At 70.9% G+C, this 24,125-nt stretch carries 20 protein-coding genes; 4 read left to right on the top strand and 16 right to left on the bottom strand.

Features of this window, described 5'->3' with window-relative positions; translation table 11 throughout:
- Positions 1-117 precede the first annotated feature (117 nt).
- On the bottom strand, positions 118-2,220 hold the full coding sequence (locus ACFWBW_RS00315) for a PhoX family protein (protein WP_385367122.1): 2,103 nt from the start codon (positions 2,218-2,220) through the stop codon (positions 118-120).
- Between the two features lie 292 nt (positions 2,221-2,512).
- Here ACFWBW_RS00315 and ACFWBW_RS00310 point away from each other — a divergent pair, with 292 nt between their 5' ends.
- The gene (locus ACFWBW_RS00310) at positions 2,513-4,273 is read left to right on the top strand and encodes a VWA domain-containing protein (protein WP_385367120.1); all 1,761 of its coding nucleotides are present in this window, start codon (positions 2,513-2,515) and stop codon (positions 4,271-4,273) included.
- A gap of 86 nt (positions 4,274-4,359) precedes the next feature.
- Here the strand turns inward: ACFWBW_RS00310 and aspS are convergent, their stop codons facing one another.
- A complete protein-coding gene (gene aspS / locus ACFWBW_RS00305; protein WP_385367118.1) occupies positions 4,360-6,165 on the bottom strand; it encodes an aspartate--tRNA ligase in 1,806 nt (601 codons plus the stop codon).
- A gap of 147 nt (positions 6,166-6,312) precedes the next feature.
- Here aspS and ACFWBW_RS00300 point away from each other — a divergent pair, with 147 nt between their 5' ends.
- Both ACFWBW_RS00300 and ACFWBW_RS00295 read left to right on the top strand, forming a co-directional pair.
- Positions 6,313-8,541 carry a SpoIIE family protein phosphatase gene (locus tag ACFWBW_RS00300; protein ID WP_385367116.1) on the top strand — a complete coding sequence of 743 codons (2,229 nt, stop codon included), beginning with the start codon at positions 6,313-6,315 and terminating at the stop codon, positions 8,539-8,541.
- A gap of 38 nt (positions 8,542-8,579) precedes the next feature.
- Positions 8,580-9,623: an AI-2E family transporter gene (locus ACFWBW_RS00295; RefSeq protein WP_385367114.1), complete on the top strand. Its 1,044-nt coding sequence runs from the start codon at positions 8,580-8,582 to the stop codon at positions 9,621-9,623.
- Positions 9,624-9,674: 51 nt separating this feature from the next.
- On the opposite strand, the gene ACFWBW_RS00290 is transcribed toward ACFWBW_RS00295, so the two are convergent.
- Positions 9,675-10,301 carry a TetR/AcrR family transcriptional regulator gene (locus ACFWBW_RS00290; protein WP_385367112.1) on the bottom strand — a complete coding sequence of 209 codons (627 nt, stop codon included), beginning with the start codon at positions 10,299-10,301 and terminating at the stop codon, positions 9,675-9,677.
- A 124-nt stretch (positions 10,302-10,425) separates the two neighbouring features.
- Here ACFWBW_RS00290 and ACFWBW_RS00285 point away from each other — a divergent pair, with 124 nt between their 5' ends.
- The gene (locus tag ACFWBW_RS00285; protein WP_385367110.1) at positions 10,426-11,295 is read left to right on the top strand and encodes an NAD(P)-dependent oxidoreductase; all 870 of its coding nucleotides are present in this window, start codon (positions 10,426-10,428) and stop codon (positions 11,293-11,295) included.
- Between the two features lie 38 nt (positions 11,296-11,333).
- Here the strand turns inward: ACFWBW_RS00285 and ACFWBW_RS00280 are convergent, their stop codons facing one another.
- The 13 genes from ACFWBW_RS00280 to ACFWBW_RS00220 all read right to left on the bottom strand — a co-directional run bounded on the left by ACFWBW_RS00280 (position 11,334) and on the right by ACFWBW_RS00220 (position 23,977).
- Positions 11,334-12,011, bottom strand: a complete 678-nt coding sequence (locus tag ACFWBW_RS00280; RefSeq protein WP_385367108.1) for a hypothetical protein — start codon at positions 12,009-12,011, stop codon at positions 11,334-11,336.
- 229 nt (positions 12,012-12,240) lie between these two features.
- Positions 12,241-13,239, bottom strand: coding sequence for a pirin family protein (locus ACFWBW_RS00275; protein WP_385367106.1), 999 nt, complete (start codon positions 13,237-13,239; stop codon positions 12,241-12,243).
- Between the two features lie 137 nt (positions 13,240-13,376).
- Entirely contained in the window at positions 13,377-14,102 is a 726-nt protein-coding gene (locus tag ACFWBW_RS00270; RefSeq protein ID WP_385367104.1) for a class I SAM-dependent methyltransferase, read from the bottom strand.
- A 170-nt stretch (positions 14,103-14,272) separates the two neighbouring features.
- Positions 14,273-14,938, bottom strand: a complete 666-nt coding sequence (locus ACFWBW_RS00265; RefSeq protein ID WP_385367102.1) for an O-methyltransferase — start codon at positions 14,936-14,938, stop codon at positions 14,273-14,275.
- 14 nt (positions 14,939-14,952) lie between these two features.
- Positions 14,953-15,759 carry an aspartyl/asparaginyl beta-hydroxylase domain-containing protein gene (locus tag ACFWBW_RS00260; RefSeq protein ID WP_385367100.1) on the bottom strand — a complete coding sequence of 269 codons (807 nt, stop codon included), beginning with the start codon at positions 15,757-15,759 and terminating at the stop codon, positions 14,953-14,955.
- 119 nt (positions 15,760-15,878) lie between these two features.
- On the bottom strand, positions 15,879-16,604 hold the full coding sequence (locus ACFWBW_RS00255) for a 2OG-Fe(II) oxygenase (RefSeq protein ID WP_385367098.1): 726 nt from the start codon (positions 16,602-16,604) through the stop codon (positions 15,879-15,881).
- Between the two features lie 28 nt (positions 16,605-16,632).
- Positions 16,633-16,935: a phosphopantetheine-binding protein gene (locus tag ACFWBW_RS00250; RefSeq protein WP_385367096.1), complete on the bottom strand. Its 303-nt coding sequence runs from the start codon at positions 16,933-16,935 to the stop codon at positions 16,633-16,635.
- Positions 16,936-16,946: 11 nt separating this feature from the next.
- Positions 16,947-18,254: an AMP-binding protein gene (locus ACFWBW_RS00245; RefSeq protein ID WP_385367094.1), complete on the bottom strand. Its 1,308-nt coding sequence runs from the start codon at positions 18,252-18,254 to the stop codon at positions 16,947-16,949.
- Entirely contained in the window at positions 18,247-19,530 is a 1,284-nt protein-coding gene (locus ACFWBW_RS00240; protein WP_385367092.1) for an MFS transporter, read from the bottom strand. Before ACFWBW_RS00240 ends, ACFWBW_RS00245 begins: the two co-directional genes overlap by 8 nt.
- Positions 19,530-20,531: a radical SAM protein gene (locus ACFWBW_RS00235; RefSeq protein ID WP_385367090.1), complete on the bottom strand. Its 1,002-nt coding sequence runs from the start codon at positions 20,529-20,531 to the stop codon at positions 19,530-19,532. Before ACFWBW_RS00235 ends, ACFWBW_RS00240 begins: the two co-directional genes overlap by 1 nt.
- Positions 20,525-21,760 (bottom strand): dienelactone hydrolase family protein, encoded by a 1,236-nt coding sequence (locus tag ACFWBW_RS00230; protein WP_385367088.1) that lies wholly within the window; start codon positions 21,758-21,760, stop codon positions 20,525-20,527. The genes ACFWBW_RS00235 and ACFWBW_RS00230 overlap by 7 nt, the downstream gene beginning before the upstream one ends.
- Positions 21,757-22,731: a GNAT family N-acetyltransferase gene (locus ACFWBW_RS00225; RefSeq protein ID WP_385367086.1), complete on the bottom strand. Its 975-nt coding sequence runs from the start codon at positions 22,729-22,731 to the stop codon at positions 21,757-21,759. The genes ACFWBW_RS00230 and ACFWBW_RS00225 overlap by 4 nt, the downstream gene beginning before the upstream one ends.
- Positions 22,715-23,977 (bottom strand): B12-binding domain-containing radical SAM protein, encoded by a 1,263-nt coding sequence (locus ACFWBW_RS00220; protein ID WP_385367084.1) that lies wholly within the window; start codon positions 23,975-23,977, stop codon positions 22,715-22,717. Before ACFWBW_RS00220 ends, ACFWBW_RS00225 begins: the two co-directional genes overlap by 17 nt.
- Positions 23,978-24,125: the final 148 nt, after the last annotated feature.

Raw genomic sequence — 24,125 nt, 5'->3', positions numbered from 1 at the left:
GGCCTGGCCTGTGGCGCCCTGCTCCAGGCGCATCCCCTCGCCACGGGCTATTTCGAGCAGGTGATCCGGTACACCGCCCCCGCACGGATCAACTCACCTCGGCACAGACGTCAGACGTCAGACGCCGATGTTCTTGCCGTCCTTGCGCCAGACCGAGACGACCGACGGACGGACGATCTTGCCCGGACCGTCGGGCCACACCGACTGCGGCTTCTCGACGGACGCGCCGTCGATCTCGCCCGGGTGCTGCACGGCGACCAGGACGCGCTTGTCCTGGATGATCGGGCCGCAGGTCTCCGCACCGCGCGGAACGGTCAGGAACTGCTTCAGCTCACCGCGGCGGTCACCGGCGGTCGCGACGCCGAACAGGCCGTCGTGCGAGCCGAGCTGGTTGCCGTCCGTGGAGATCCACAGGTTGCCGTGCGGGTCGAACGCCACGTTGTCCGGGCAGGAGATCGGGCTGACCTTGTCCTTCGGGAAGCCCGCGAAGTAGGTCGCCGGGTCGTTCGGGTCACCCGCGACCAGGAAGAGGCGCCAGGCGAAGCCGTCGCCGGCCGCGTCGTCGAAGTTCTCGGCGAGCTCCAGGATCTGGCCGTGCTTGTTCAGGTTGCGCGGGTTGGCCTCGGTCGCGCCTTCCTTGCCCGGCTTGCCACGGTCCGTGTTGTTCGTCAGCGCGATGTAGACGCGGCCGGTGCGCGGGGACGGCTCGACGTCCTCGGGACGGTCCATCTTGGTCGCGCCGACCTTGTCACCGGCCAGGCGCGTGAAGACGGACACCTCTTCGGCGGTCATGCCCTCGACGTGCGAGACGTTCCCGGACGGGGAGGAGGTGAGGATCTTGATCCAGACACCGGAACCGTCGAACTCGCCATCGGTGGGGAGCTTGCCCGAACCGTCGATCTCGGCGGCCGGGGTGTCGCCGGTGAGCTTGGCTACGTAGAGGGTGCCCTCGTCGAGCAGCGTGAGGTTGTGCTCCTTCGCCGCGCGCGAGTCGCCCTTCTTCATCTGCTTCGACGAGACGAACTTGTAGAAGTAGTCGAAGCGCTCGTCGTCGCCCATGTAGACGACGGGGCGGCCGTCCTCGGTCAGGCGGGGCTGCGCGGCCTCGTGCTTGAAGCGGCCGAGCGCGGTGCGCTTGCGCGGGACGGAATTCACGTCGTACGGGTCCAGCTCGACGACCCAGCCGTGACGGTGGGACTCGTTGGGCTCCTGCGCGACGTCGAAGCGCTTGTCGAACCGCTCCCACTTGCGCTCGGTGGCGCCGGCGGTCACGCCGTAGCGCTTCAGGCGGGCGGCCTGGGTGGGCTCGGTGACCAGACCGGCGTTGCCGAAGTACTGGTTGAAGTTCTCCTCGCCGTGGAGGGTGGTGCCCCACGGGGTGGTGCCGCCGGCGCAGTTGTTGAGGGTGCCGAGCACCTTGGTGCCGGTGGCGTCGACCGAGGTCTTCACCAGCTCGGAGCCGGCGGCCGGACCGGTCAGCTTGAACTCGCTGGTGGCGGTCAGGCGGCGGTTGAGGCGGTGGCGGTTGACGGCGGTCAGCTTGCCGCTGCGGTGGTCCTCCTGGACGACGACCACGGACAGGCCGTGTGCGGCCCAGGCGATCTCGACCTGCTCGCGGGTCGGGTTGGCCGCGTCGTACGCCTTGAACATGAGCTGCTCGTCGGTGTACTCGTGGTTGGCCACGAGCAGCTGCTGGCGCTCGTAGGCGCCGCCGAGCGGGAGCAGGCTCAGGAAGTCGTTGTTGTAGCCGAACTGACCGGCCTGGGCGGCGGCGGTCTGGTTGTCCGGGTTGAAGCCCGGCGCACCCTTGACGATCGGGTCTCCCCAGCGGATGACCACGTTCTGCTCGTGGCCCTCGGGGACCGTGACCTGGTCGGCGGTGTTCGGCGCGACCGGCGTGAAGCGCAGACCGCGGGCACCCTGGGCGTTGACCCCGGCGGCGCCGGCGCGCTGCGCCTCGACCGTCGGGTCCGCGGAGGCGGAGGAGCCGTTGCCGCTGAGCGTGATGGCGGTACCGGCGGCCGAGGCGACCGTGACGACGGCGGCGGAGCGGAGCATCGCGCGGCGGGAGTAGGCCCGGGCTATGACGTCACCGGCGTACTCGTTGTCGCTGGTGTTCGGCACCTCGTGGAAGCAGGCGTCGCCGCAGCGGTAGCGGCAGGTGAGAGCGGAACGGCCGCCCCCGTGAGAGTTGCCGATGAGCGGCAGGAGCTTGCGCACGAGTGTCCTCCGTAGATGCACGGTCCCCGACAACGTGTCGGAACAATCCGTCGGTGACGCTATGGGCGGGTTGCGCCGAAGCGGCGGCCACTGGGTGAACGGCCGGTGAATCCGGCACGTCGGGGCGGCAGTTCGGGGGCGGAACGGGGGTGTTTGAGCCGTGGGCGCCACGAAAGGTGCCCCTCCCGAAGTTCCAGCCAAGGGGCCGATAACCTTACGTGTCCACTCTGGGCAGGGATCTACCGCGCCTCACGGACAAATGACGCACGCACTCATGCGAAAGGCCTGGCCCATGGGTATTCGGAGCTTGTTGCGCAAGGTGTTCGGACGGACCTCTGAATCGGTTCCGGAGACGACCGGCACCACTTCGGCGGCCCTCCCGAGCCAGACCGAACGCACCCCCCTGGACGCGGCGGCCGAGCTGGTCGCCGCCTCCTTCGACAACCCCACTGTTCCCCCGCAGTCCACCCCCCGGGACCTCGAACCGGGCACGGTGCTCACCGCCCCGGCCCCGGCCCCCAACCCGGACCCCACGGTCCCGGAGGCCCGCCGCTCCCCCACCGGGGGTTCGTCGGCGACCCCGTCCACCCCGAAGCCCCCGGCCACCCCCGAGGCGGAGCCCGCAGCCGCCGAAGCGGAACCGACAGCAGAGGAGGAAACCCCGGTCGCAGAGGCCGTAACCGAGCCCGAAATCCCGGCCGAGGTCGAGGTCGAGGTTGCGGCCGAGGCCGAGGCCGAGGTTGTGGCCGAGGCCGAGGTTGTGGCCGAGGCCGAGACGGTGACCGAGCCCGAGATTGCGGCCGAAGCCGCAACCGAGCCCGTGGCCGAGGCCGAGGTTGTGGCCGAAGCCGAGGTTGTGGCCGAAGCCGAGGTTGTGGCCGAAGCCGCAGCGGAAGCCGAGGTCGCAGCCGAGACGGTGGCCGCGGCCGAACAGGCCGTCGAGGCAACGCCGGAGCCGCTCGCGGCCGAGGCGGAAGCCACCGCGCCCGAGGCCGAGCCCGAAGCCGCCACCGAGGTGGCGGAGGCCGAAGCCGAGCCGCTCGCCGCTCCGGCGGCCGAGGCGGAGCCCGAGGCCGACGCGGCCGCTGTCGCCGCCCCGGCGGAGCAGGCCGAAGCCGCCGAGGCCGAGCCCCTCACCGCCGAGGCGGAGGCCGAACCGGCCCCGGCCGCAGCGCCCGAGGAGGAGCCCGCCGCCGAGGCGCACACCGAGCCGCAGGCCGGCGTAGCGGCCCCTGAAGCGGACACCGAGGCCGAGGCGGAGCCCGTGGCGGCCGACGCCGAGGCGCCGCAGGCGCAGGACACCGCCGAGGCGGAGCCTGCTGCGGCCGAGACCGAGGTCGAGACCGAAAGCGAGGACGAGGCCGAGCTCCTCACCGCCGATGCCGCCGCAGGCGGCCCCGCGCACACCCTCGCCGCCCTCAAGCGGCAGGCGCCCCCGCTCGCGGCCGCGTACAAGGCCGCCGGACAGGCCCTGCGCACCAAGGGCAAGGCCGGCGCCCGCGCCACCGTGTTCCTCGTGCTCGACCGGTCGGGCTCGATGCGCCCGTTCTACAAGGACGGCAGCGTCCAGCACCTCGCCGACCACACCCTCGCCCTCGCCGCGCACCTCGACGAGAACGCCACCGTCCACACGGTCTTCTTCTCCACGGACGTGGACGGCACCGCCGAGCTCACCCTCGACGGCCACGACGAGGCCTGGGTCGAGGCCCGCCACGCCGAGCTCGGCCGCATGGGCCGCACGAGCTACCACGTGGCCGTGGAGGCCGTCCTGGAGCGCTACCAGAAGGACGGCGGCGAGGGCCCGGCCCTGGTCGTGTTCCAGACGGACGGCGCTCCCGACAACGTCCGCCCGGCCCGCCAGGCGATCGCCGACGCCGCCACCGCGGCCCCCGGCGTCCACTGGCAGTTCGTCGCCTTCGGCGAGCACGAGGCCAAGGCCTTCGACTTCCTGCGCAAGCTGGACGCCGACAACGCCGGCTTCTTCCACGCCGGCCCCGCACCGGCCGAACTGACCTCGGCGGCCCTCCTCAAGGGCCTGCTGGAGAAGTTCTAGGAGCAACGCGAGAAGGGCCCGGGATCCGTACGGATCCCGGGCCCTTCTCGCGTACTACGGCTACGGCTACGGCTTACCGGTGCGGCCTACTGGTGCGGCTTGACGGCCTTGTCGACCGGCTCGCTCGTCTTCGTCTCCACCGGCTTGCGCAGCGCGATGTTCAGCTCGCGCAGGCGGGACTCCTCCAGGATGGTGGGCGCGCCCATCATCAGGTCCTGCGCGTTGCCGTTGAGCGGGAAGGCGATGGTCTCGCGGATGTTCGGCTCGTCGGCGAGCAGCATCACGATCCGGTCGACGCCCGGGGCGATGCCGCCGTGCGGCGGGGCGCCGAGGCGGAAGGCGCGCAGCATGCCCGCGAACTCGCGCTCGACGGTCTCGGCCTCGTAACCGGCGATCTCGAAGGCCTTCAGCATGACCTCGGGCTCGTGGTTGCGGATGGCGCCGGAGGACAGCTCGATGCCGTTGCAGACGATGTCGTACTGCCAGGCCAGGATGTCGAGCGGGTCCTTCTCCTCCAGGTCCTTCATGCCGCCCTGCGGCATGGAGAACGGGTTGTGGGAGAAGTCGATCTTGCCGGTCTCCTCGTCCGCCTCGAACATCGGGAAGTCGACGATCCAGCAGAAGCGGAAGACGTCCTCCTCGAACTGCCCGGCGCGCTTGGAGGCCTCGACGCGGACGCCCGCCATGATCTTGGAGACCTCGTCGAACTCGCCCGCGCCGAAGAACACGGCGTGACCGGCGGCCAGGCCCAGGCGCTCGGTGAGGACCTTGATGTTCTCCTCGGTGAGGAACTTGGCGATCGGGCCGGTCAGGCCGCCGTCCTCGCCCACGCGGACCCAGGCCAGGCCCTTGGCGCCCAGCGAGATCGCGTACTCGCCGAGGCCGTCGAAGAACTTGCGCGGCTGGGCGGCGGTGTCCGGGACGGCCAGCGCGCGCACGTGCTTGCCGGCGAACGCCTTGAACTCCGAGCCCTCGAACACGTCGGTGATGTCGACGAGCTCCAGCTTGGAACGCAGGTCGGGCTTGTCGTTGCCGTACTTCATCATCGACTCGCGGAAGGGGATCCGCGGGAACGGCGAGGTGACCGGGCGGCCCTTGCCGAACTCGGTGAAGATCTCCGTCATCAGCCGCTCGATGGGCTGGAAGACGTCCTCCTGCTCGACGAAGGACATCTCGACGTCGAGCTGGTAGAACTCGCCCGGCGAGCGGTCGGCGCGGGCGTCCTCGTCGCGGAAGCAGGGCGCGATCTGGAAGTACCGGTCGAAGCCGGAGATCATCAGCAGCTGCTTGAACTGCTGCGGGGCCTGCGGGAGCGCGTAGAACTTGCCCGGGTTCAGGCGGGACGGGACGACGAAGTCACGGGCGCCCTCGGGGGAGGTAGCGGTGAGGATCGGGGTCGCCATCTCGTTGAAGCCGAGGGCCACCATCTTGGAGCGGATGGAGGCGATGACGGCCGAGCGCAGCATGATGTTGCGGTGCATGCGCTCGCGGCGCAGGTCGAGGAAGCGGTACTCCAGACGGCGCTCCTCGTTCACCCCGTCGTCGGTGTTGATGGTGAAGGGCAGCGGGGCGGCGGCGCCGAGCACCTCGACCGCGGTGACCTCGACCTCGATGTCGCCGGTGGCGAGCTCGGGGTTGACGTTGTCCGCGCCGCGGGAGACGACCTTGCCGTCGATGCGGACGACGGTCTCCTTGGTGACGCTGCTGAGCGCCTCGTTGGCGGCCGTGCCGGGGCGGGCGACGAGCTGCGTGATGCCGTAGTGGTCACGCAGATCGATGAAGAGGATGCCGCCCAGGTCTCGACGATTGTGCAGCCAGCCGCTCAGCCGGACGTCGGAGGCGACGTCGGAGGCACGAAGCTCGCCGCACGTGTGGGACCTGTACCGATGCATCAGTCATCCAGTTCTACGTGATACCAGGGTGGATTCAACCGTCCCAAGGTTACCGTCCGGGACGGGAGCACGTGCGGGCCCGTGCGGGCCCGTCCTCCTGGGGTGGTGAACAGGCACGTCAGGCGGATGACCTGTAAAGATGGCCGGGTGCGCACAGAGGACGTCCTGGCCGCCATCGCGACCGGTTTGTGGCGATGGGACAACGCGTCCGGGACGGTCACCCTCGACAGCGAGGCCGCCCGGCTGCTCGGGCTGCCCGCCGAGCCCGTCGCGCTGCCCGAGGTCGCCGTGCGCTCGCGCTTCCACCCCGTGGACTGGAACGAGATCAACGGCATCGTGAACCTCGCGGTCGCCGAGGGCACCCTCGCCGAGGCCCGGCTGCGGATCATGGACGAGGACGGGCGGGTGCTGCGCACCGTGCGCAGCCGCTCGAAGCCGCTGGAGAACCGCGCCCCGGACGGCCGCGTGGACTACGAGCTGATCGGCACCATCCAGGAGATAGCCGAGGCCCAGCCCGGCACCACGGCCGTGCACACCCCGATCACCGGCGACTGGCGCCGCTCGCGCGAGGCGTTCCTGCTCGACGCGGGGCGGGCGCTGGCCGAGGCCCGCTCCACCGCCGAGGTGCTGCGGGTGGCGGCCTCGCTGTCGATGCCCGGGTTCATCCCCGACGGTCTGGCCGTCTTCGGCGTGTCCGGCGACCGGCTGTCGATCATCGGGCACCACGGGCACGATCCGGGGGACGAGGGCCCCTTCGCGGAGATGCCGCTGGACACCGATTACCCGGCCGCGGAGGTCGTCCGTACCGGGCGGGCGATCTATCTCCCGAGCCCCGACGACTACAAGCGGCGCTTTCCGGCCACCTGGCCGCTCGCCCAGCGCTTCGACCGGATCTCCTGGGCCTTCCTGCCGCTGATCGTCGCCGGCCGGACCATGGGCGCCTGGATGGCCGCGTTCAAGCACCCGGTGTCCTTCTCCCCCGACGAGCGCTCCGTGCTGACGACGGTGGCCCGGATGCTCGCGCAGGCCCTCCAGCGCGCCGGGGTGGCCGAATCCGAGCGGGAGCTCACCACGGGCCTGCAGCGGTCGATGATGCCCCAGCTCGGCCCCGAGATCCCCGGGATGACGCTGGCCGCGCGCTACGTGCCGACCGGCGGCGGGCTCCAGGTCGGCGGCGACTGGTACGACATGATCCCGCTGCCTTCGGGACGGTTCGCGCTGGTCATCGGCGACGTCCAGGGCCACGACGTACGGGCGGCCGGGCTCATGGGCCAGCTCCGGATCGCGGTGCGCGCGTACGCCTCCGAGGGCCACCGGCCCGACGCGGTGCTCTCGCGCGCCTCCCGCTTCCTGGCGGGCCTGTGCTCGGAACAGGAGCAGGACACCGGGTCGGACACGGGGCGCCCGGGTACGCGCGGCGGCGGGGGCGGCGCGGACTCCGACTTCCAGAGCCCGCGCTTCGCGACCTGCCTCTACGTGGAGTGCGATCCGCAGACCGGCCTGCTGGAGGTGGCCCGCGCCGGGCACCCCGACCCGGCGGTGCGGATGGCCGACGGCACGGTCCTGATGCGGCCCACGGCGGGCGGGCTGCCGCTCGGCATCGTGCCGGACACCGACTACCCGACGACCCGGTTCACCCTGGAACCCGGCGAGACGATGATGCTCTGCACCGACGGGCTCATCGAGACGGGCGGGCACGACCTCGACACGGGCTGGGCACGGCTGCGGGCCATCCTGGAGTCGCAGACCCCGGACCCCGAGACGCACGGTTCGCAGGACATGGACCCCCGCCACCTGGAGCGGCTGGCCGACCTGCTGGTCCAGGCGGTGCACGGCCCGTCCTCGCACCACACCACGGGCCCGCTGGCCGACCGGCGCGAGGACGACATCGCCGTCGTCCTGCTCTGCCGCGAGGGCGAGGGCTGCGGCTGCGAGACCCCGCTGCTGCACCCGTCGCGGCCGGCCCGGCGCACCATGACGACCGTCGCCCAGGCCGAGCCGGAGCGGGTCGCGGGGGTCCGCCAGCAGATCCGCGAGCTGTTGCACGACTGGGCGGACCCGGAGCAGGTCGACGCGGCGGTGCTGATGGTCTCCGAGATGCTGACGAACGTACTGGTCCACACGGACGGGGACGCGCTGCTGATCGCCGAGGCGGTGGGCGAGCTGGGCTCGCGCCGGCTGCGGGTGGAGGTGGCGGACGCCTCCGACGAGCTGCCGCACAAGCGGCACCCCGGGGAGATGGCGTCGAGCGGGCGGGGCGTCCTGCTGCTGGAGATGCTGGCGGACGACTGGGGCGTCGACCCGCGCGGCGAGGGCAAGTCCACGTGGTTCGTGCTGAACGAGCGTTCCAAACCCGAACCCGACCCGCTGGACTGACCTCCGGGCGGCCGGCCCCGGCCGTGTTTGGATGAGCCGTGCCGACAACCCCCCTGCTGCCCGAGCCCGTACGCCGCCTGGCCGCCTGGTGCGTCGTCGTCCTCCTCGCGACCGCCGTCCTCGCCCTCGTCGTGTGGCTGTGCGCCGTCTTCCGGACGGTGGTCACGCCCGTGCTCCTCGCCGTGCTCGGCACCGCCCTGCTCGGGCCGATGCACCGGTGGCTGGTCCGCATGAAGGTCAACCGCTCGCTCGCCGCGGCCCTCACCTGCCTGACCGTGGCCGCCGTGGTCGGCGGGGCCGGCTACATCGTCGTCCTGGCGCTCATCGAGACCGGCGACCAGATCATCGACTCCCTGCGGAAGGCCGGAGAGGCCCTCGCGAAGCACTTCGGGGCGCTCGGCACCTCCCTGGAGGACGTCGCCAAGAACTCCAAGGACCTGCTGGCCAAGTTCGGCGGAACGGCCGCCTCGGGCGTGGTCACCGGACTCAGCGTGGTCGCGACGATGACGGCGACGGCCCTGCTCGCCATGGTTCTGATCTTCTTCTTCCTCCGCGACTCCGACCGGGCCGTGGGCACCCTGCGCTCGATGGTGCCGCAGCGCTCGGGCGACCTGATGGAGGCGATGGGACGGCGCGCGTACGGGGCCGTCGAGGGCTTCATGCGCGGCACCACCTTCGTGGCCCTGGTCGACGCCGTCCTCATCGGCGCGGGTCTGCTGATCCTGCAGGTCCCCGGCGCGGTGGGGCTGGCCGCCCTGGTGTTCGTGACCGCCTACATCCCCTACCTCGGCGCCTTCCTCTCCGGCGCCGTGGCGGTCCTCGTCGCCCTCGCCGACCGCGGCTGGGTGATCGGCCTGTGGGCCCTGGGCGTGGTGCTGGCGGTCCAGATGATCGAGGGGTACATCCTCCAGCCGATGGTGCAGAGCCGCACCGTGCAGATGCACCCGGCGGTGGTCATGCTGGCGATCACGGCCGGAGCGAGCGTCGCCGGCATCCTCGGAATGCTCCTGGCCGTACCGCTGACCGCGGCCTTCTTCGGGGTGGTCTCGGAGCTGAAGTCCCGCTACGCGACGCAGGCCTGATCTCCGGTCAGCCGGTGAGGAGTCCGCCTCGCCCGGCACAGGTCCTGATGATCAGTCCGATCGACCCTGCGCGGTTTCGGAGGCGTACGAGGAGACCAGGCGTGCGAGGTGCCGGCCCGCCAGGAGGAGCGGGGTGCGGCTGCGGGTGACCTGGGAGGTCATCTCGGCGCCCTCCAGGGTGTTGATCACCGTGACCGCCAGGTCGCGGGCCTGCGCCTCCGGGTGGCCGCAGGCCAGGAGCTTGGCGGCGACGAGCTCCTGCCAGTTCGCGAAGGCCTGGGCGCAGGCCGCCTGGAGCTCCGGCAGGCGGCCGACCGATTCCAGCGCCGTGGGCGTCACCGGGCAGCCGTCGCGCCAGTCGGATGCTTCGAGCGCCTCGGCGAGCAGCTCCGCGACGGCCTCGATGGCGCGCGCCGGGTCCGCGTGGGCGGACAGCCCGACGCGGAGCCCCTCGGCGAACTCCTCGTCGCCGAAGTGGATCGCGGCGACCGCGAGCTCCTGCTTGCCGCCGGGGAAGAAGTGGTACAGCGAGCCGAGGGTGGCTTCCGCCTCGCGGACGAGCTGCTTGACCGGCGCGTTCTCGTACCCGCCGTGCTGGAGCAGGCGCGAGGCGGTGCGGACCAGCCGCTCCCGCGTCCCGAGTCCGTCCGCCGCCGTCTTCACCTCTGCTGCTGCCATGGGGGGAACCCTACCGCCGAATCTAGATAGAGCGTTCGTTCTAGTGCGTGCTACGTTCGTTCCGAGCGCTGGATAGAGCGTTCGTTCTAGAGACGCGCAGCATCGATCCGAGGAGAGCTCTGCCATGAACCAGCCGACGCACAAGGTCACCGTCATCGGACTCGGCCCCATGGGCCGGGCCATGGCCGCCGCCTACCTGGACGCCGGGTACGAGGTCACCGTCTGGAACCGCAGCCCCGGCAAGGACACCGAGCTCGTGGCGCGGGGCGCGCGGCGGGCCGCCGACGCCGCCGGCGCGGTCGCCGCGAGCGGGCTGACCGTGCTCAGCCTCATCGACGTGGACGCCATGTACACGGCCCTGGCCGGCGCCGACCTCGGCGGCCGGGTCCTGGCCAACCTGTCCTCCGACGTACCCGACAAGGCCCGGGCGGCCGCCCGCTGGGCGCAGGAGCGCGGAGCCTCGTACCTCACGGGCGGGGTCAACGTCCCGCCCACCGGCATCGGCCAGGAGGGCTCGTCGATGTTCGTCAGCGGTCCCGAGGACGTCTACGCCGCCCACCGCGCGGCGCTCGACCTGCTCTCCGCCACCGACTACCGGGGTACGGACGCCGGGTACGCGCAGCTCTACTACCAGCTCAACATGATCATGTTCTGGACCGCGTACACCGGCTGGTACCAGGCCCTCGCCGTGGCGAAGGCCAACGGCCTGACGGCCGCGGACATCGTGCCGTACGCCGGCTACACGGCCGACACCATGCGCACCTTCTACGAGGGCTCCGCCCCGCTGATCGACGCGGACGCGCACGAGGGCGAGCACGAGCGCCTTGCCATGTGCGCGGCGAGCGTGGAGCACATCCTCCACACCGCCGCCGACTCCGGCGTGGACACCGGGATCCTGGCCGCGCACGCCGACCTGTACCGCCGCGGAGTCGCCGCGGGCTTCGGCGCCGACAGCAGCTCGCGACTGATCCAGCTGCTGGGTGCGGGCGTCTGAGGGCCTGAGGGCCTGCCGGGCGTCCCCGTCCACCGGCCCTAGCCCGCGGCCACCTCGAACTCGATGGTCTTGCTTCCCGTCTGGCCCCAATTGGTGGTGATGTCGGCCTGCAACGTGTAGCTGCCGACCTCCCTGAGGCTGTCGCCGAAGTTGAAGAGGGTGCTGCTCGGCGGCCGGCAACGGCCGCTGCTGTGGAGCTTGACCACCTCGCCACCGCGTTTGAGCGTCCACTGCACGAAGCAGCCGGTGTCCAGGCGACCCGTCACGTCGTAGACCTCGGTGTTGGCGCCGGGCGTGGACCGGGCCCGCCAGACGTTCGGCCCGATCTGGCCACCCGACCCCATCAGGATGCGAACGGTCAAGGGGCCGGTGTGCTGCGGGGATTGACGCGCGGGAGGCGCGGAGGACGGCTTCACCGGCGGCGAGGTCTTGGGCTCGGACCCGGGACGCCGCTCCGGCGTGGTGGGCCGGTCGGTCCCGGACGGTTCCGGCTCCGGCTCGGGGGACGGCACGCGCGTGGCGCTGCCGGTGTCGGGCGACGTCTGGCCGTTCGGGCGCGACGAGGGCTGCGCCGGGGGCTGTGCGGACGTCGCGGGCGGCGGGGCGTCCGGGGCCAGCAGCTCCTTGACGGCGACCAGTCCGCCGAGAACGGTGAAGATGAAGACGACGATGACGATAAAGGGGTGATCGGCCAGATTCCTCTGTCCAGCGCTCAACGAGATTCCCTCCCCCTGACCCCGTTCTCTACCGCCGGGGTGACCTCGTGAGCTGCCGACCCTAGCGGCTCCCGGACCACCCCTGCGGGCGAATGCCGCCGCCGCGTCGTGCCGTTTCGACCGTCGGCGCGGCCCGGCCCGCCAACGGCGTCCGGCCGGTCCGGGCTCGCGCCCGGCCGGCCGGTGACGTACTCACGTCGAGGTCGGGCCCCTCAGGACCCCGGGACACCTACTCGGTGTCGGCCTCGCCCGTGCCGCGGTGGCCGAGGCCGGTGCGGGCGGTGGTGGGGATGCGGCCCAGCCGGCCCGCCTGGAAGTCGTCGAACGCCTGCTGCAGCTCGTGCTTGCTGTTCATCACGAACGGCCCGTAGTGCGCCATCGGCTCCCGGATCGGCTGCCCGCCGAGCAGGACGATCTCCAGTGCGGGGGCGTTGGAGTCCTGGCCCTCGTCGGCCCGCAGGGTCAGCGAGCCGCCCTCGCCGAAGACCGCGGTCTGCCCGGTGTGGACGGGCCGCCGGTCCTCGCCGACCGAGCCGCGCCCCGCCAGTACGTACGCCAGGGCGTTGAAGTCCTCGCGCCACGGGAGGGTGATCTTCGCGCCGGGCGCGACCGTCGCGTGGATCATCGTGATCGGGGTGTGGGTGATGCCGGGGCCCTGGTGGCCGTCCAGCTCACCGGCGATCACGCGGAGCAGGGCGCCGCCGTCCGGTGTGGACAGCAGCTGGACCTGGCCGCCGCCGATGTCCTGGTAGCGCGGGGGCATCATCTTGTCGGAGGCGGGGAGGTTCACCCACAGCTGGAGGCCGTGGAACAGCCCGCCGGACACCACGAGCGACTCCGGCGGTGCCTCGATGTGCAGCAGGCCGCTGCCCGCGGTCATCCACTGGGTGTCGCCACCGTTGATGACTCCGCCGCCGCCGTTGCTGTCCTGGTGGACGAAGGTTCCGTCGATCAGGTAGGTGACGGTCTCGAAGCCGCGGTGGGGGTGCCACGGGGTGCCCTTGGGCTCGCCCGGGGCGTACTCCACCTCGCCCATCTGGTCCATCATGATGAACGGGTCGAGGTACTGGTAGTTGATCCCGGCGAACGCACGGCGCACCGGGAATCCCTCACCCTCGAAGCCACCCGGGGCGGTCGTGACGGCCAGCACCTTGCGGGCGGTCGTCTCCTGGGCCGGCTCCCCGACGCGCGGGAGCGTCAACGGGTTCTCCACAGTCACTGCAGGCATGGTCGGAACCTCCTTCTGGCGTCGAGTTTAGTTGAAACCCGAACTTTCTGCCACCCGGAGAACATCCCCCCTCCCCGCCGCATTCCCGGAGCCCTCACCTCTGCGTTCCCGGAGCCCTCCCCGTACCGCCGGCCCCGTCAGAGCGGGCGCCGGAAGAGCCCGGTGTTCAGGAGCGACACCCCGAAGAGCGGGGAATCGGACGGCTGCCTCCTCATGGCACGCAGCTCGATCTCGGTGAAGGCGGGGAAGAGGCCGCGCAGGTCATCGAGGGTGTAGGCCAGTCCGCCGTCCAGGCTGCGCGTGCGGTAGAACTCCTCGTCGGGCAGTTTCGAACCCGTCGCTCCCGAGGCGAAGCACGCCAGCGCGAAGTGGCCACCGGGGGCGAGCGCCCGCTCCAGCAGGGCCAGGTAGCTGATCCGGCGGTGCGGCGGCAGGTGGTGCAGGCAGCCGGAGTCGTAGATCAGGTCGTAGCGGCCGGGCGGCAGATCGACGGTGAAGATGTCACCACAGTGGAAGCGGACGTCCGCACCGGCTTCCCGGGCCCTCTCCTCTCCCCAGGCCACCGCGGTGCGGGAAAGGTCGACCGCGTCCACCTCGTAGCCCTGCGCGGCGAGGAAGACGGCGTTGCGCCCGGGCCCGCAGCCCAGGTCCAGGGCCCGGCCGGGTGTGATGAGGCCGCGTTCCAGGTACGAGGCCAGGTTCTCGTCCGGCTTGTCGACGAAGAACGGGATGTCGCGGGACCGGTTGGCGTAGAACTCGTCCCACCAGTCGCACGATCCATCCGTCCAGCGGTCGGTCTCCGTGGTGAACAGTCGATCCAACATCTGCAGGACGTCGTCCACCGTGCGGATGTCACGGGTCACTTGTCTTCCTCCTCGTCGGTCACGCCCTGCGATCGGCACGGCTCATTGGTGTATCCGCCCACTCGGGCCCGGGGGGCGGGGGGCGGCGGGGGCGGCGGGGGCGGCGGGCGGCGGCGGGGGGCGCCTTCCGCCGAACCGGTCGGGAGGCGCCCACGGGCCCCGTGCCGCTGTCAGCTCATCCGGATGACGAGCATGCCGTCGTGCCCTCGGTGGCCCACCGTCTGGAAGACCACCCCGTCGACCCGATCGGAGCTGCTGACCAGTTCGAGCACCCGCTGCGTGGCGCGGACGGCGCCGTTCGACGTCTCCAGGTTCCGGACTTCGCCGGACCTCACGACGTTGTCGAAGACGATGACGCTGCCGGAGCGGCCCAGTCGCAGGCAGCTCTCGAAGTAGGTGACGTTGTTGTGCTGGTCGGCGTCGATGAAGAAGAAGTCGAAGGGCTCGGCCCTCTCGTCCGCGAGCCGCTCCAGCTGTTCGGCGGCATTGCCCACCCGGACCTCGACGCGGTCGTCGAGCCCGGCCGCCCTGATGTTGTCCGCGGCAACCACGGCGTGCACCGGGTTGTTCTCGATGGTTACCATGCGGCCGCCCGGAGGCAGCGTCTTGGCCAGCCACAGGGCGCTGTAGCCGCCCAGGGTTCCGACCTCGAGTATCCGCCGGGCACCGACCATCCGCGCCAGCAGGCTGATCTGCTTGCCCTGGAGCGCGGACACGTTGATGACCGGCAGGTCGGCCTCCTCGGCGACGTCAAGGGCGCGTGCGAGGTCGGGGTCGGGCGCACACAGCACGCCACTGAGGAATGATTCGGTCTCGGACCAGGTGTCGACAGTCACGGCGGTCTGTTCTCCTAAGCGGCGAGGGAAGTCGGTCCGGGGGACGAGGCGTCCATCTGGTGCGCCCAGAAGTGCCGTGAGTACATGCGCCGCCAGACGCCCATCATGTGCGTGAGGGCCTCGATCTCCGGCGGGGTGAGCTCCGGGTGCCAGAAGTCGAAGAGCAGCACCGTCCGGCGCTCCTCGCCCTCGTTCCACACCTCGTGGTCGTAGGAGTCGTCGAAGACGAACGCCTTGCCCTCCTGCCAGGCACGCGTCTCCGATTCGACCCGGATGCGGGACCCCTCGGTCGCCACCAGGGACAGGTGGCAGCGCAGGTGCGCATTGCTGAAGCCGGAGTGCGGGCGGATGTGCGTACCGCCCATGATCGTCGAGAAGTACGTCATGCCGCTGTCGGTGGCCCCGTGGATGCCCGAGAGCGTCTTCAGCGTGTTCGGGAAGGCGGAGACGTTCTTGGCGTACGGGCGGCCGATGCACGACAGGTACAGCGCACGCCACTTGCCGTCCTCGGCCAGGCCCGTGGGATGCGATACGGCGCTGTCGAGGTTGACGCCCAGGGACTTCAGCTCCTCGAGGATCGCCGGAGCGGCGGCCTCGAGCCCGTCGAGCCAGGGGAAGTCCTCCCGGCTCCACCACGGCCGGGCCGTGAGTCCGGGGAAGTAGATCTCCGGCGTCTGGAGACCGCCCATCTCACCGACCCGCCCCTCGGCGGTGATCTCCAGTCCTTCCCTGATGCGCTCGACCTGCTCGGGGTCGACCTTTCCCTGTGCGAGCCACCGGTCGAACTCCCGAGGGCCTTCGGTGATCCACAGTTCTTCCATGTTCCTGTTTCCAATCCTGCGAGAGATGCGAGAGATGCGAGAGAAGCGGGGGAAGCGGGGGAAGCCGGTAGGCCTGGGCCTGGGCCTGCCTAGGCCGATGCTTGGGTGCTCAGGGGGCCCTAGACGGCACCGAGCAGGGACGACAGCCGTTCCACGGACCGCTGTTCGGGCGCGGGAGCGGCGCCGGCGACGAAGCCGGTCATCGTCTGCCGCAAGGTCGTCCCCGCCGTCCGGTCCACCCGGTTGATGCAGTGGATGGTGCCTTCCTGGACGAGGACCAGCCGGTTCGGCTTCGGCACGACGGCCGTCAGGGCGTGCGACGCCAGGCTCGCCTTCGCCTCGACGGCCTCCATCGCGGACATGCCGGTCGTGTCGACGCCGAGGGTCTCGGGATCGGCGTCCAGGATGAGCAGTTCGCCGGCCCAGGACGCCTTCCATTCCTCGTGGAGGAAGAAGACGAACTCCCCCAGCCGGCCGCTCGCCACATCGTTGTGCCAGCCCAGCCGGCTTCCCGCGGGGTACTGCCAGAAGCTGAAGCCGACCGCCGACCAGTCCTGTCCGGGCACTCCGAACATGTCGGCGTGCGAGCCGAGTTCGCCGAGGATCGTCCGGTAGGCGGCGGGCTGCTCGTCCCGGTCCCGCGACTCCGCCGTCGGCGCCCCGGTGTCCTGCCGGAGCACGGCTCCGCGGGAGCGGAAGGCGTGCCCGTCCGTCTCCGGATAGATGACGCTGGCGACTTCTTCGAATCGCCGGCGCTCCATCACCGCACGGATCTCCGCGAGCTGGTCCGGCGGCAGGAAGTCATCGATGACCCGGTACCGCGCTCCGCTGGCGACGACATTCATGAATACTCGACCTTTCTCTTTGTCCGACTCAGCGCGCTGCGCGCCGACATTCCGCGAGTGCACGTGCCAGACCGAGGACCGTGCGCGATTCGGGAGTCACGACCACCACGTCGGGCAGCAGGACGTCGAAGCGCTCTTCGAGCACCGTGAGCACCTCCAGCCAGGTCAGGGAGTCGAGACCGAGCTCCGCGGGCGATTTCAGCAGCGTGTCCTCGTCCGCCGTGCGCAGGCACCGCAGCCGGGCCAGCACGCTGTCGTCGGCCCCTGCCTTCCCGGCCGCGGTGACGATCGCGTCCATCACCGCCGTCAGCCCGTCAGGGGAATCCGGCACCGGTTGTTCCGTCATTTCGTCCTGATCCATTCCGTGAGCGCAGCGCGGTCCAGCTTTCCGATGGCGGTCCGCGGGAATTCCGCAAAGATCCTCAGCCGCGGGGCGACACCGGACGGAGCGCTCGCGTACAGCGCGTCCTCCACGGTTTCCCGCGAGGGCGGCCGTCCGGACACCACCGCGTAGACGTCCTCGAACTCCGCGTCGCCGGCCCGGGGGAGGACCAGGAACTCGACCTCCTCCACACCCGCCACTTCGCCGACGGCGGCCCGGACCGGGGAGACGTCCACGAACTTGCCGTTGACGCGTACGGCTCCGGGCTCGCGCTCGGCGAACCACACCTGACCCGAGGCGTCCCGCTCGACGACGTCCCCGGTGCGCCACAGCAGCGAGTCGCGTACGGGCTCGTGCGCGTAGCCCCAGACGGGGGTCGCCGTGCGCACGACCAGCTCGCCCCGGGATCCCGGATCCGGGCCGGCGATCCCGACCGCGGGGATCGGCTGCCCGAGCCCGCGGGATCCGATGAACATCCCGCCGGTCTCGCTCGACCCGTACCCCCGGGTGACCGGGACGCCGAAGCGGGCCGCGCAGGCGGCGTCCAGCTCGTCCGAGACCGGGCCGGCGCCGACGAGGACCGCCCGCGGCCGGGAGTCCCCCGTGCGCCGGGTCTTCGTCAGCAGCCGCAGCAGGGCCGGGGTGACGGCCAGCTTCGTGCTCCTGCCCCGGTCCAGATCCCGGGCCACGCCCGAGGGCGTCGTGAACGGACGGGCGTCGACCCGGCACCCGGACAGCAGCGCGGAGAGCGCCACCCCCGAACCGAAGGAGTGCGCCACCGGTACGGGGATCCTCACGGTGTCCTCGGCGCCCAGGCCCAGGCCCGCGCGGTAGCCGATGTGCTCCGCGCGGATGCTCTCTACGCTGCGCCGCGCGAGCTTGGGCTCGCCGGTGGATCCGGACGTCTCGTGCAGCAGGCCGAGACCGGCGGGAACCGGCCCGGCCGCGGTGGCGCGCCGTGCCACCGCGATCTCCCCGGCGGGCCCGGGAGCGACGGTGAAGGACGCGCCGTGCGCGGCGAACGCCTGCGGCTCGCGGGGGGTCACCCACGCCGCGGCGCCGGTGTTCCAGCACGCGACCACGGCCGCCAGGAGCGTCTCCGGGGCGAGGCCGGAGAAAACGAGCAGGTCGCCGTCCGTGACACCCGCTCCGCGGTACTGCTCGGCGCACCGCGCGATGCGGCTCGCGGTGGCCTGCGGGAGTCCCTCGCCGATCCGTCCCGCGGACGAGAGGACGGCCGCGGCCAGCCCGCGCCGGGCCTCAGACACCGGACTCGGGGGCCGGCGTCACGGAACGGATCAGCCGGTCCATCCCGGTGATGGGGAGAGCCGTCAGGAGGGCACCCGCCACACCGATCCACAGGCAGGGCACGATGCCGATCTGCGAGCCGAGCCAGCCGGCCAGGATCGCCGCGAGGGGCATGCTTCCCCACACCACGAACCGGATCGAAGCGGTCATCCGGGCCAGCATGTTCTTGGGACAGACCCGCTGGCGCACGCTCACCTGCGCGATGTTGAAGGTCACCGCGCCCCAGGTCATTCCGAACTGGCCGAGGACGAGCAGGACGACCGGGGCCACGACCGAGGACTCCTCCAGGGATCCGGCCACGGGGAAGGCCACCATGGAGACGCCCGCCAGCACGAGGCCGACCGCCATGACCTTGCCCGCGTCGAACCGGGCACGGACCTTCGGGAGGGTGAGCGAGGCCACCAGGCCGCCGAGCGTGCCCACGCCGAGGACGACCCCCATGACCGTGGAACCCAGACCCAGAGTCCGCAGGATGAGCAGGGGCGTCAGCGTCATGGTGATGGTGGCGAAGAAGTTCGACACCCCCACCGACACGCACAGCCGCCGCAGTACCGGATTGCCCACGACGAACCGGACACCGGCCAGGATGTCCTGCGCCAGCCGTGAATCCTCGCCCGCCTTCTCATCGCGGGAAGGCTCGGAGTCCTTGACCGTCGCCAGGAAACCGGCGCACACCACGTAGGCCACCGCGTCGATGGCGATCACCAGGGGCGCGCTCACGGCCTTGAGGAGGAGCCCCGCCGCGGCCGGCCCTCCGGCCGCGGAGATCTGGGCCGACGACTCCAGCCTCGCGTTCGCCCGCTCGATGTCGTGGTCGGGAACGATGAACGGCACGTACGACTGGTACGCGACGTCGAAGAAGACCGAGGCGACACCGACGATCACCGCGACCGCGTACAGCCACCCGAGCGAGAGCTGGTCGAAGGCCCACAGCAGGGGGACGACGGCCAGTACGACGGCTCGTACCACCGCCGCTCTGATCATCGTGGTCCGCTTCGACCACCGGTCGACCCATGCACCGGCCGGCAGGCCGATCAGCAGGTAGCACACGGTGAGCGCGGCGGTCAGGTAACCGACCTCCGCGGCCCCGGCGTGGAGGGTCTCGATCGCGACCACGGGCAGGGCCATCATCCCGAAGCGCTGGCCGGCCTGGGAGACGGTCTGCGCGGTCCAGAACCGCAGGAACCGGCCGGCGTTCACTTCCGACACGGCGGCGTCGGACACGGAGGCGCTCATCAGACCGCCACCCCGCTCGTGAGGGACGGCTCGATGAACCGGGACCCGCTCAGCTCCAGCCCGGAGGACCGGACGAGCCCGCGCACGTGGTCGAGCGTGACGACGAAACGGTTCTTCCCGTAGATCAGATAGCGCTTCTGGTCGCTGGCGCTGGAGAAGTTCACGGTCATCACATTGGCGCCGGCGTCCAGGCCGCGCGACTGGCCCCCGTCGCCCACCCGCTCCAGCGCGCTGACCGAGGGGATCAGCAAGTGCGGGTAGCGCAGCCGCAGAACGGCGATGACGTTGAGCGCCAGCTCGTTGTCCCCGATGGGCGAGATGCTCATCGGCGTGTTCGGAGCCGGGATGAAGGGGCTCACGCTGCACATGTCCACACCGAGCTCCCCCGCCAGCTCGATGTCGTCGATGATGCTGTCCAGCGACTGCCCCGGCAGGCTGGAGATCAGCCCCGTGCCGACCTTGAAGCCCACCTCCTGGAGGTCCCGCATGCACCGGAGGCGCGACTCCAGCGTCTCGTGCCGGAGGCTGAGGTGGAGCTCGGGATCGCTCGTCTCGTGCTTGAGGATGTAGCTCGTCGCGCCCACGGCCCGCAGTCGCTCGTACTGGGACCGCTTGAGGTTGCCGACGTTCAGCAGGATCTCGACCCGGTCGTCGTACAGCCGGCGGATCCGCGGTATGACCTCCTCCAGGAGCGGCATCAGCGCCGGGGTCTCGCCCCCTTGGAGCAGGATGACGTCGATGCCGTTGTCCCGGATCAGTCCGGCCAGCTCGACGATCTTGTCCGCTTCCAGGAAGTACGTGTCGTTCTCGCGCACGTTGTCCCGACGCATCGGGCAGTAGTCGCAGTTCACCCGGCAGACGTTGGTCAGCTCGATGACCCCTCGCAGCACGACGGCCGCACCGAAGTGCTCGTTCCGCTGCTTCCGGCTCTCCGCGAACAGCTGCTCCTGCTCAGGACCGCGCACCAGCAGCAGACGGCGCATTTCATCACGACTCAGCAAGACGTACCTTCTTCCTCACGCATCTCGGGCAATGCCATGTCGACGACCATCTGCGCCATGCGGCCGGGGTCGGCATCCGCCTCTGCGTACGTCGATACGGCATCGACCAGGGACGGACGGAAATCTATTTCTCGGGACTCGCCGTCGACGGTCACCAGCACCCGGCCGTGATCCACCAGCCGGTCACCGAGGAAGAGCCGCAGCCGCGAGCACCCGGACGTACGGATGACCAGGTGCCGGCGGTCCACCGCACGGGCGTCCACGGTCGCCGTGCTCCCGGGGTGGAGCTCGTCCATCTCCACCCAGTGGGCCCGGCCGTGCGCCCTCTCGCGGGCGCGGTGGCGGACCCGGGCGGGCCACGGCGTCCTCTTCGCGGCGCCGAAGCACCGGACGACCTCGTCGAACTGCGGATTGCCCGGCTCGATCGCCATCGTGCTCAGCTTGTGTTCTCCGTCCGGCACTTCGACGAACGAGATCCCCTGATGGCCCCGGCCCCTGAGATGCGTCACGGCATCACGCGCGAGGACGAGGGGGATCTGCTGATCCCGGACTCCGTGCACCACCGTCAGCGGCACGTTCAGGACGTTGGGCAGCAGCTCGCGCATCGTGTTGTCGGGCCCGAACATCTCCCAGATCGAGGGTGCGCCGTTGACGGACGCCGCCATGGCGAGGCCGTCCCAGCGGCGTGACGCCATGCCCCACGTCGCGATGCCCCCCATCGAGGCCCCCACCACGGCGCAGCGGTTCACGTCGACGGCCAGGTGTGTACGGGCCCAGCGCAGGGCCCGCACCGGGAAGTCGCCCGGCTCCGTCGTCCACCGGGCCCCCCGGAAGCGGCTGCCGAAGATTCCGGCCAGGTCGAAGTTGCTGCTCGCCCCGTACGGCTGGAGCGCGGTCGGGCACAGCAGGACGGCGCCGCAGGCCTCGGCGAGCGCCCGGAGGTGGTCCCGGAGCACCGCCCCGGAACTCCCGACGCCGTGCAGGCCCACGATCAGGCCCCGGGGACGGTCGTCCCGGCGCGACGGCACGTACAGCTCCGCCTCGGTCGGCCGTTCCCAGGCGTCCAGCAGCCGTACGGTTTCCGACCGGGCGGGTTCCTCCGCGTCGGCCGTCGAGAACAGCAGCCGCTCGAGGCCCCGCGGGTCGAGTCCTTCTCGCCGCAGCAGCTCCGCCGCCGTGCCGGGACTCTCCTCCAGGCAGACGCGCCGCGCCTCGTGCGCGCCGATCACGGTGTCCTCAGCTCCGTCGCGGCCGGGTGGACCGGCGTGCCCGAGGGCTCGGCGCCCGGGAAGGACACCATGCCCAGAGTGACCGGGGACCGGCTCAGCCGCCGCGCCCCGAGGCCGGCCATGGCCAACGCGGCCATGATGTCCGCCGCCTCGAGCACGACCTCGGCGGCGGTCGCGCCGACCGACACCGCGGTGTCCTCGAGGGCGGCCAGGAACCCGTCCAGGTCGCCCGTCGAACGGCACGGGTTGCCGCTCAGGACCAGTCGCGAGCGGTCCAGCACCCAGGCGAGCCGGGTGCCGGCCGAGGGGGTGCTGGCCGAGGGGCTCCCGGCAACGCCGAGCAGTTCCGGGACCATGGGGGCCGCGCCGGATCCGCCCGGGACGACGAGCGTGCCGGACGTGCGCGGGGGTGTCCCGGAGCTGCGCGGGGGTGTCCCGGAGGTGCGCGGGGGTGTCCCGGAGGTGCGCGGGGGTGTCCCGGAGGTGCGCGGGGGTGTCCCGGACGTGCGCTGGGGCGTCCCGGCCGGGCGCTCCGTGCCGGAGCCGTACGGCAGCTCGACGAGGTAGCGGTGCAGGCGCGGGCCGACGGGCCGCAGCCGCAGCCTGGTGCCCAGCCGTGCCTCGGGCTTGTTCGGCTCCACCCAGGCGGCGACGCCTTCGTATCCGGCCTCCCGGGCCCAGTCCCGGATGGCGAACGCCACTGCCAGCGCGGCCCCCGACCCCCGGAACTCCTCGTCGACGAAGACGCCCTTGAGCAGTAGGTGCCGGCCCCATCTCATGGCCCGGTGCACCGCCGCCGGCTTTCCGTCCGGGGTGAACAGGCCCATCCAGCAGTAGTCCGCCCCGGCCGCCAGTTCCCGGCGGATGACGTCGGCGTCGACGTCCTCGAACGGGCAGAGCCGCAGAGCCGTGTCGACCTCTCCGGCCTGAAGACGGCGTGCCGTCAGCGCCACGTCAGACTCCGCAGCCACCGCCACCACCCCCTCCTACCGAAGCCAGGGTGAGGTAGGTCCGCCCCTGGGACGGGACCGCGGGCATTGCTTCCGTTTTCGCCATCTTGCGTGCGGCCGCACGGCCGGCCATCAGGTTCATCATGAGCTGGGGGGTGATGAAGCGGGATTCCAGGTCCTGGACGATCCACGTGAACACGTCGAGATCGAAGGGATAGAACACGGGGTAGAGCAATTGGTCGTCGTCCGTGCCGAGTTGCTTGGCGAGGGCAGTCTCGGGCAGCACGCGATATCCCACGTGCATCACGAGTTCGTCGTCGCGGAGGTTCTCGTTGATGAAACGGGCACTGTTCCGGACCGATTCCCTGCTCTCGCCCGGGCCGCCGAACACGACGTTGACCTTCACCGGAAGGTCGTTCCTGCGGCTGCGCTCCAGGAATCGGGAGACGTGCCGGCTCGAAAAGGATTTGCCCAGGTTCCGCATCATGACGTCGTCGAGGCTGTCGGGTGACACCACGACGGCTTCCACTCCGCTGTCCTGGAGCATTTCGCCGAACTCTTCATCGAAGGGCTTCGGCGTGAAGTACGCCGACCAGGTCAAGCCGTCGAGGGCGAGGTCCTTGACGAGCTGGACGACTTCCTTCGCGAACCGGAGCTCACTGTTGAAGATGCCGTCCGTGAAGAAGATGCGCCTGAATCCCGCACGGTGAATGGCACGGATCTCGTCCGCCAGGACGTCCAGCGGCTTGAGGTCTCCGGCGTTGTCTCCTTCGATGTACGCGTACGGGCAGTACCCGCAGGTCTGGTAACAGGTCTTGCGACGGGTCTCCACACCGATCATCGCCTGGTGCGCGTTGGTGTAGGCCGCCATGAGCGAGGCCGGGTGGCTCAGGGTGTCGGTGAGGAATCCGCAGTGCCGCCGTCCCTGGAGGACGCCCCCTCGTCCCTTGAAGGACCGAGGGTCCGTGGCGATGTCGAGCATGACCTGCTCACCCGGGCCGATGACTCCCACGTCGAGCCCGAGCCTGCCGACGAGGGTGTCGCCGAACAGGCTGAACCCCGGCCCGCCCCCGACCAGCACCGGGTCGAGCCCACGCCGGTCGAGCTCGGTCCGCACGCGCTTCGCGAAGGAGACGTACTCGTCCACGTGCGTGCTGCAGGTGATGTCGATGGGGTCGATGTTCCGGATGGTGAACCCGATGACGTCCCACGCCTGATCGAGCCAGTCGAGGTCGGTCAGACCGGCCGGCTCCGCAACGAAATCCATGAGCCGCGTCACGTGGCCCGCGCGGTCCAGGGCGTCCTGGACACACCGGACGCCGATGGGGAATATCGGTTGATTCCCATCCATGGGAAGACTGGCCAGGTTGACCAGCAGCACGCGTGACATACAAAACCTCTTCACCCAGAGAGAA

Origin of the sequence: Streptomyces sp. NPDC059957, from assembly GCF_042730015.1 — a bacterium.
Classification (GTDB): Bacteria; Actinomycetota; Actinomycetes; order Streptomycetales; family Streptomycetaceae; genus Streptomyces.
This window is presented reverse-complemented; position numbering and strand designations above follow the sequence as displayed.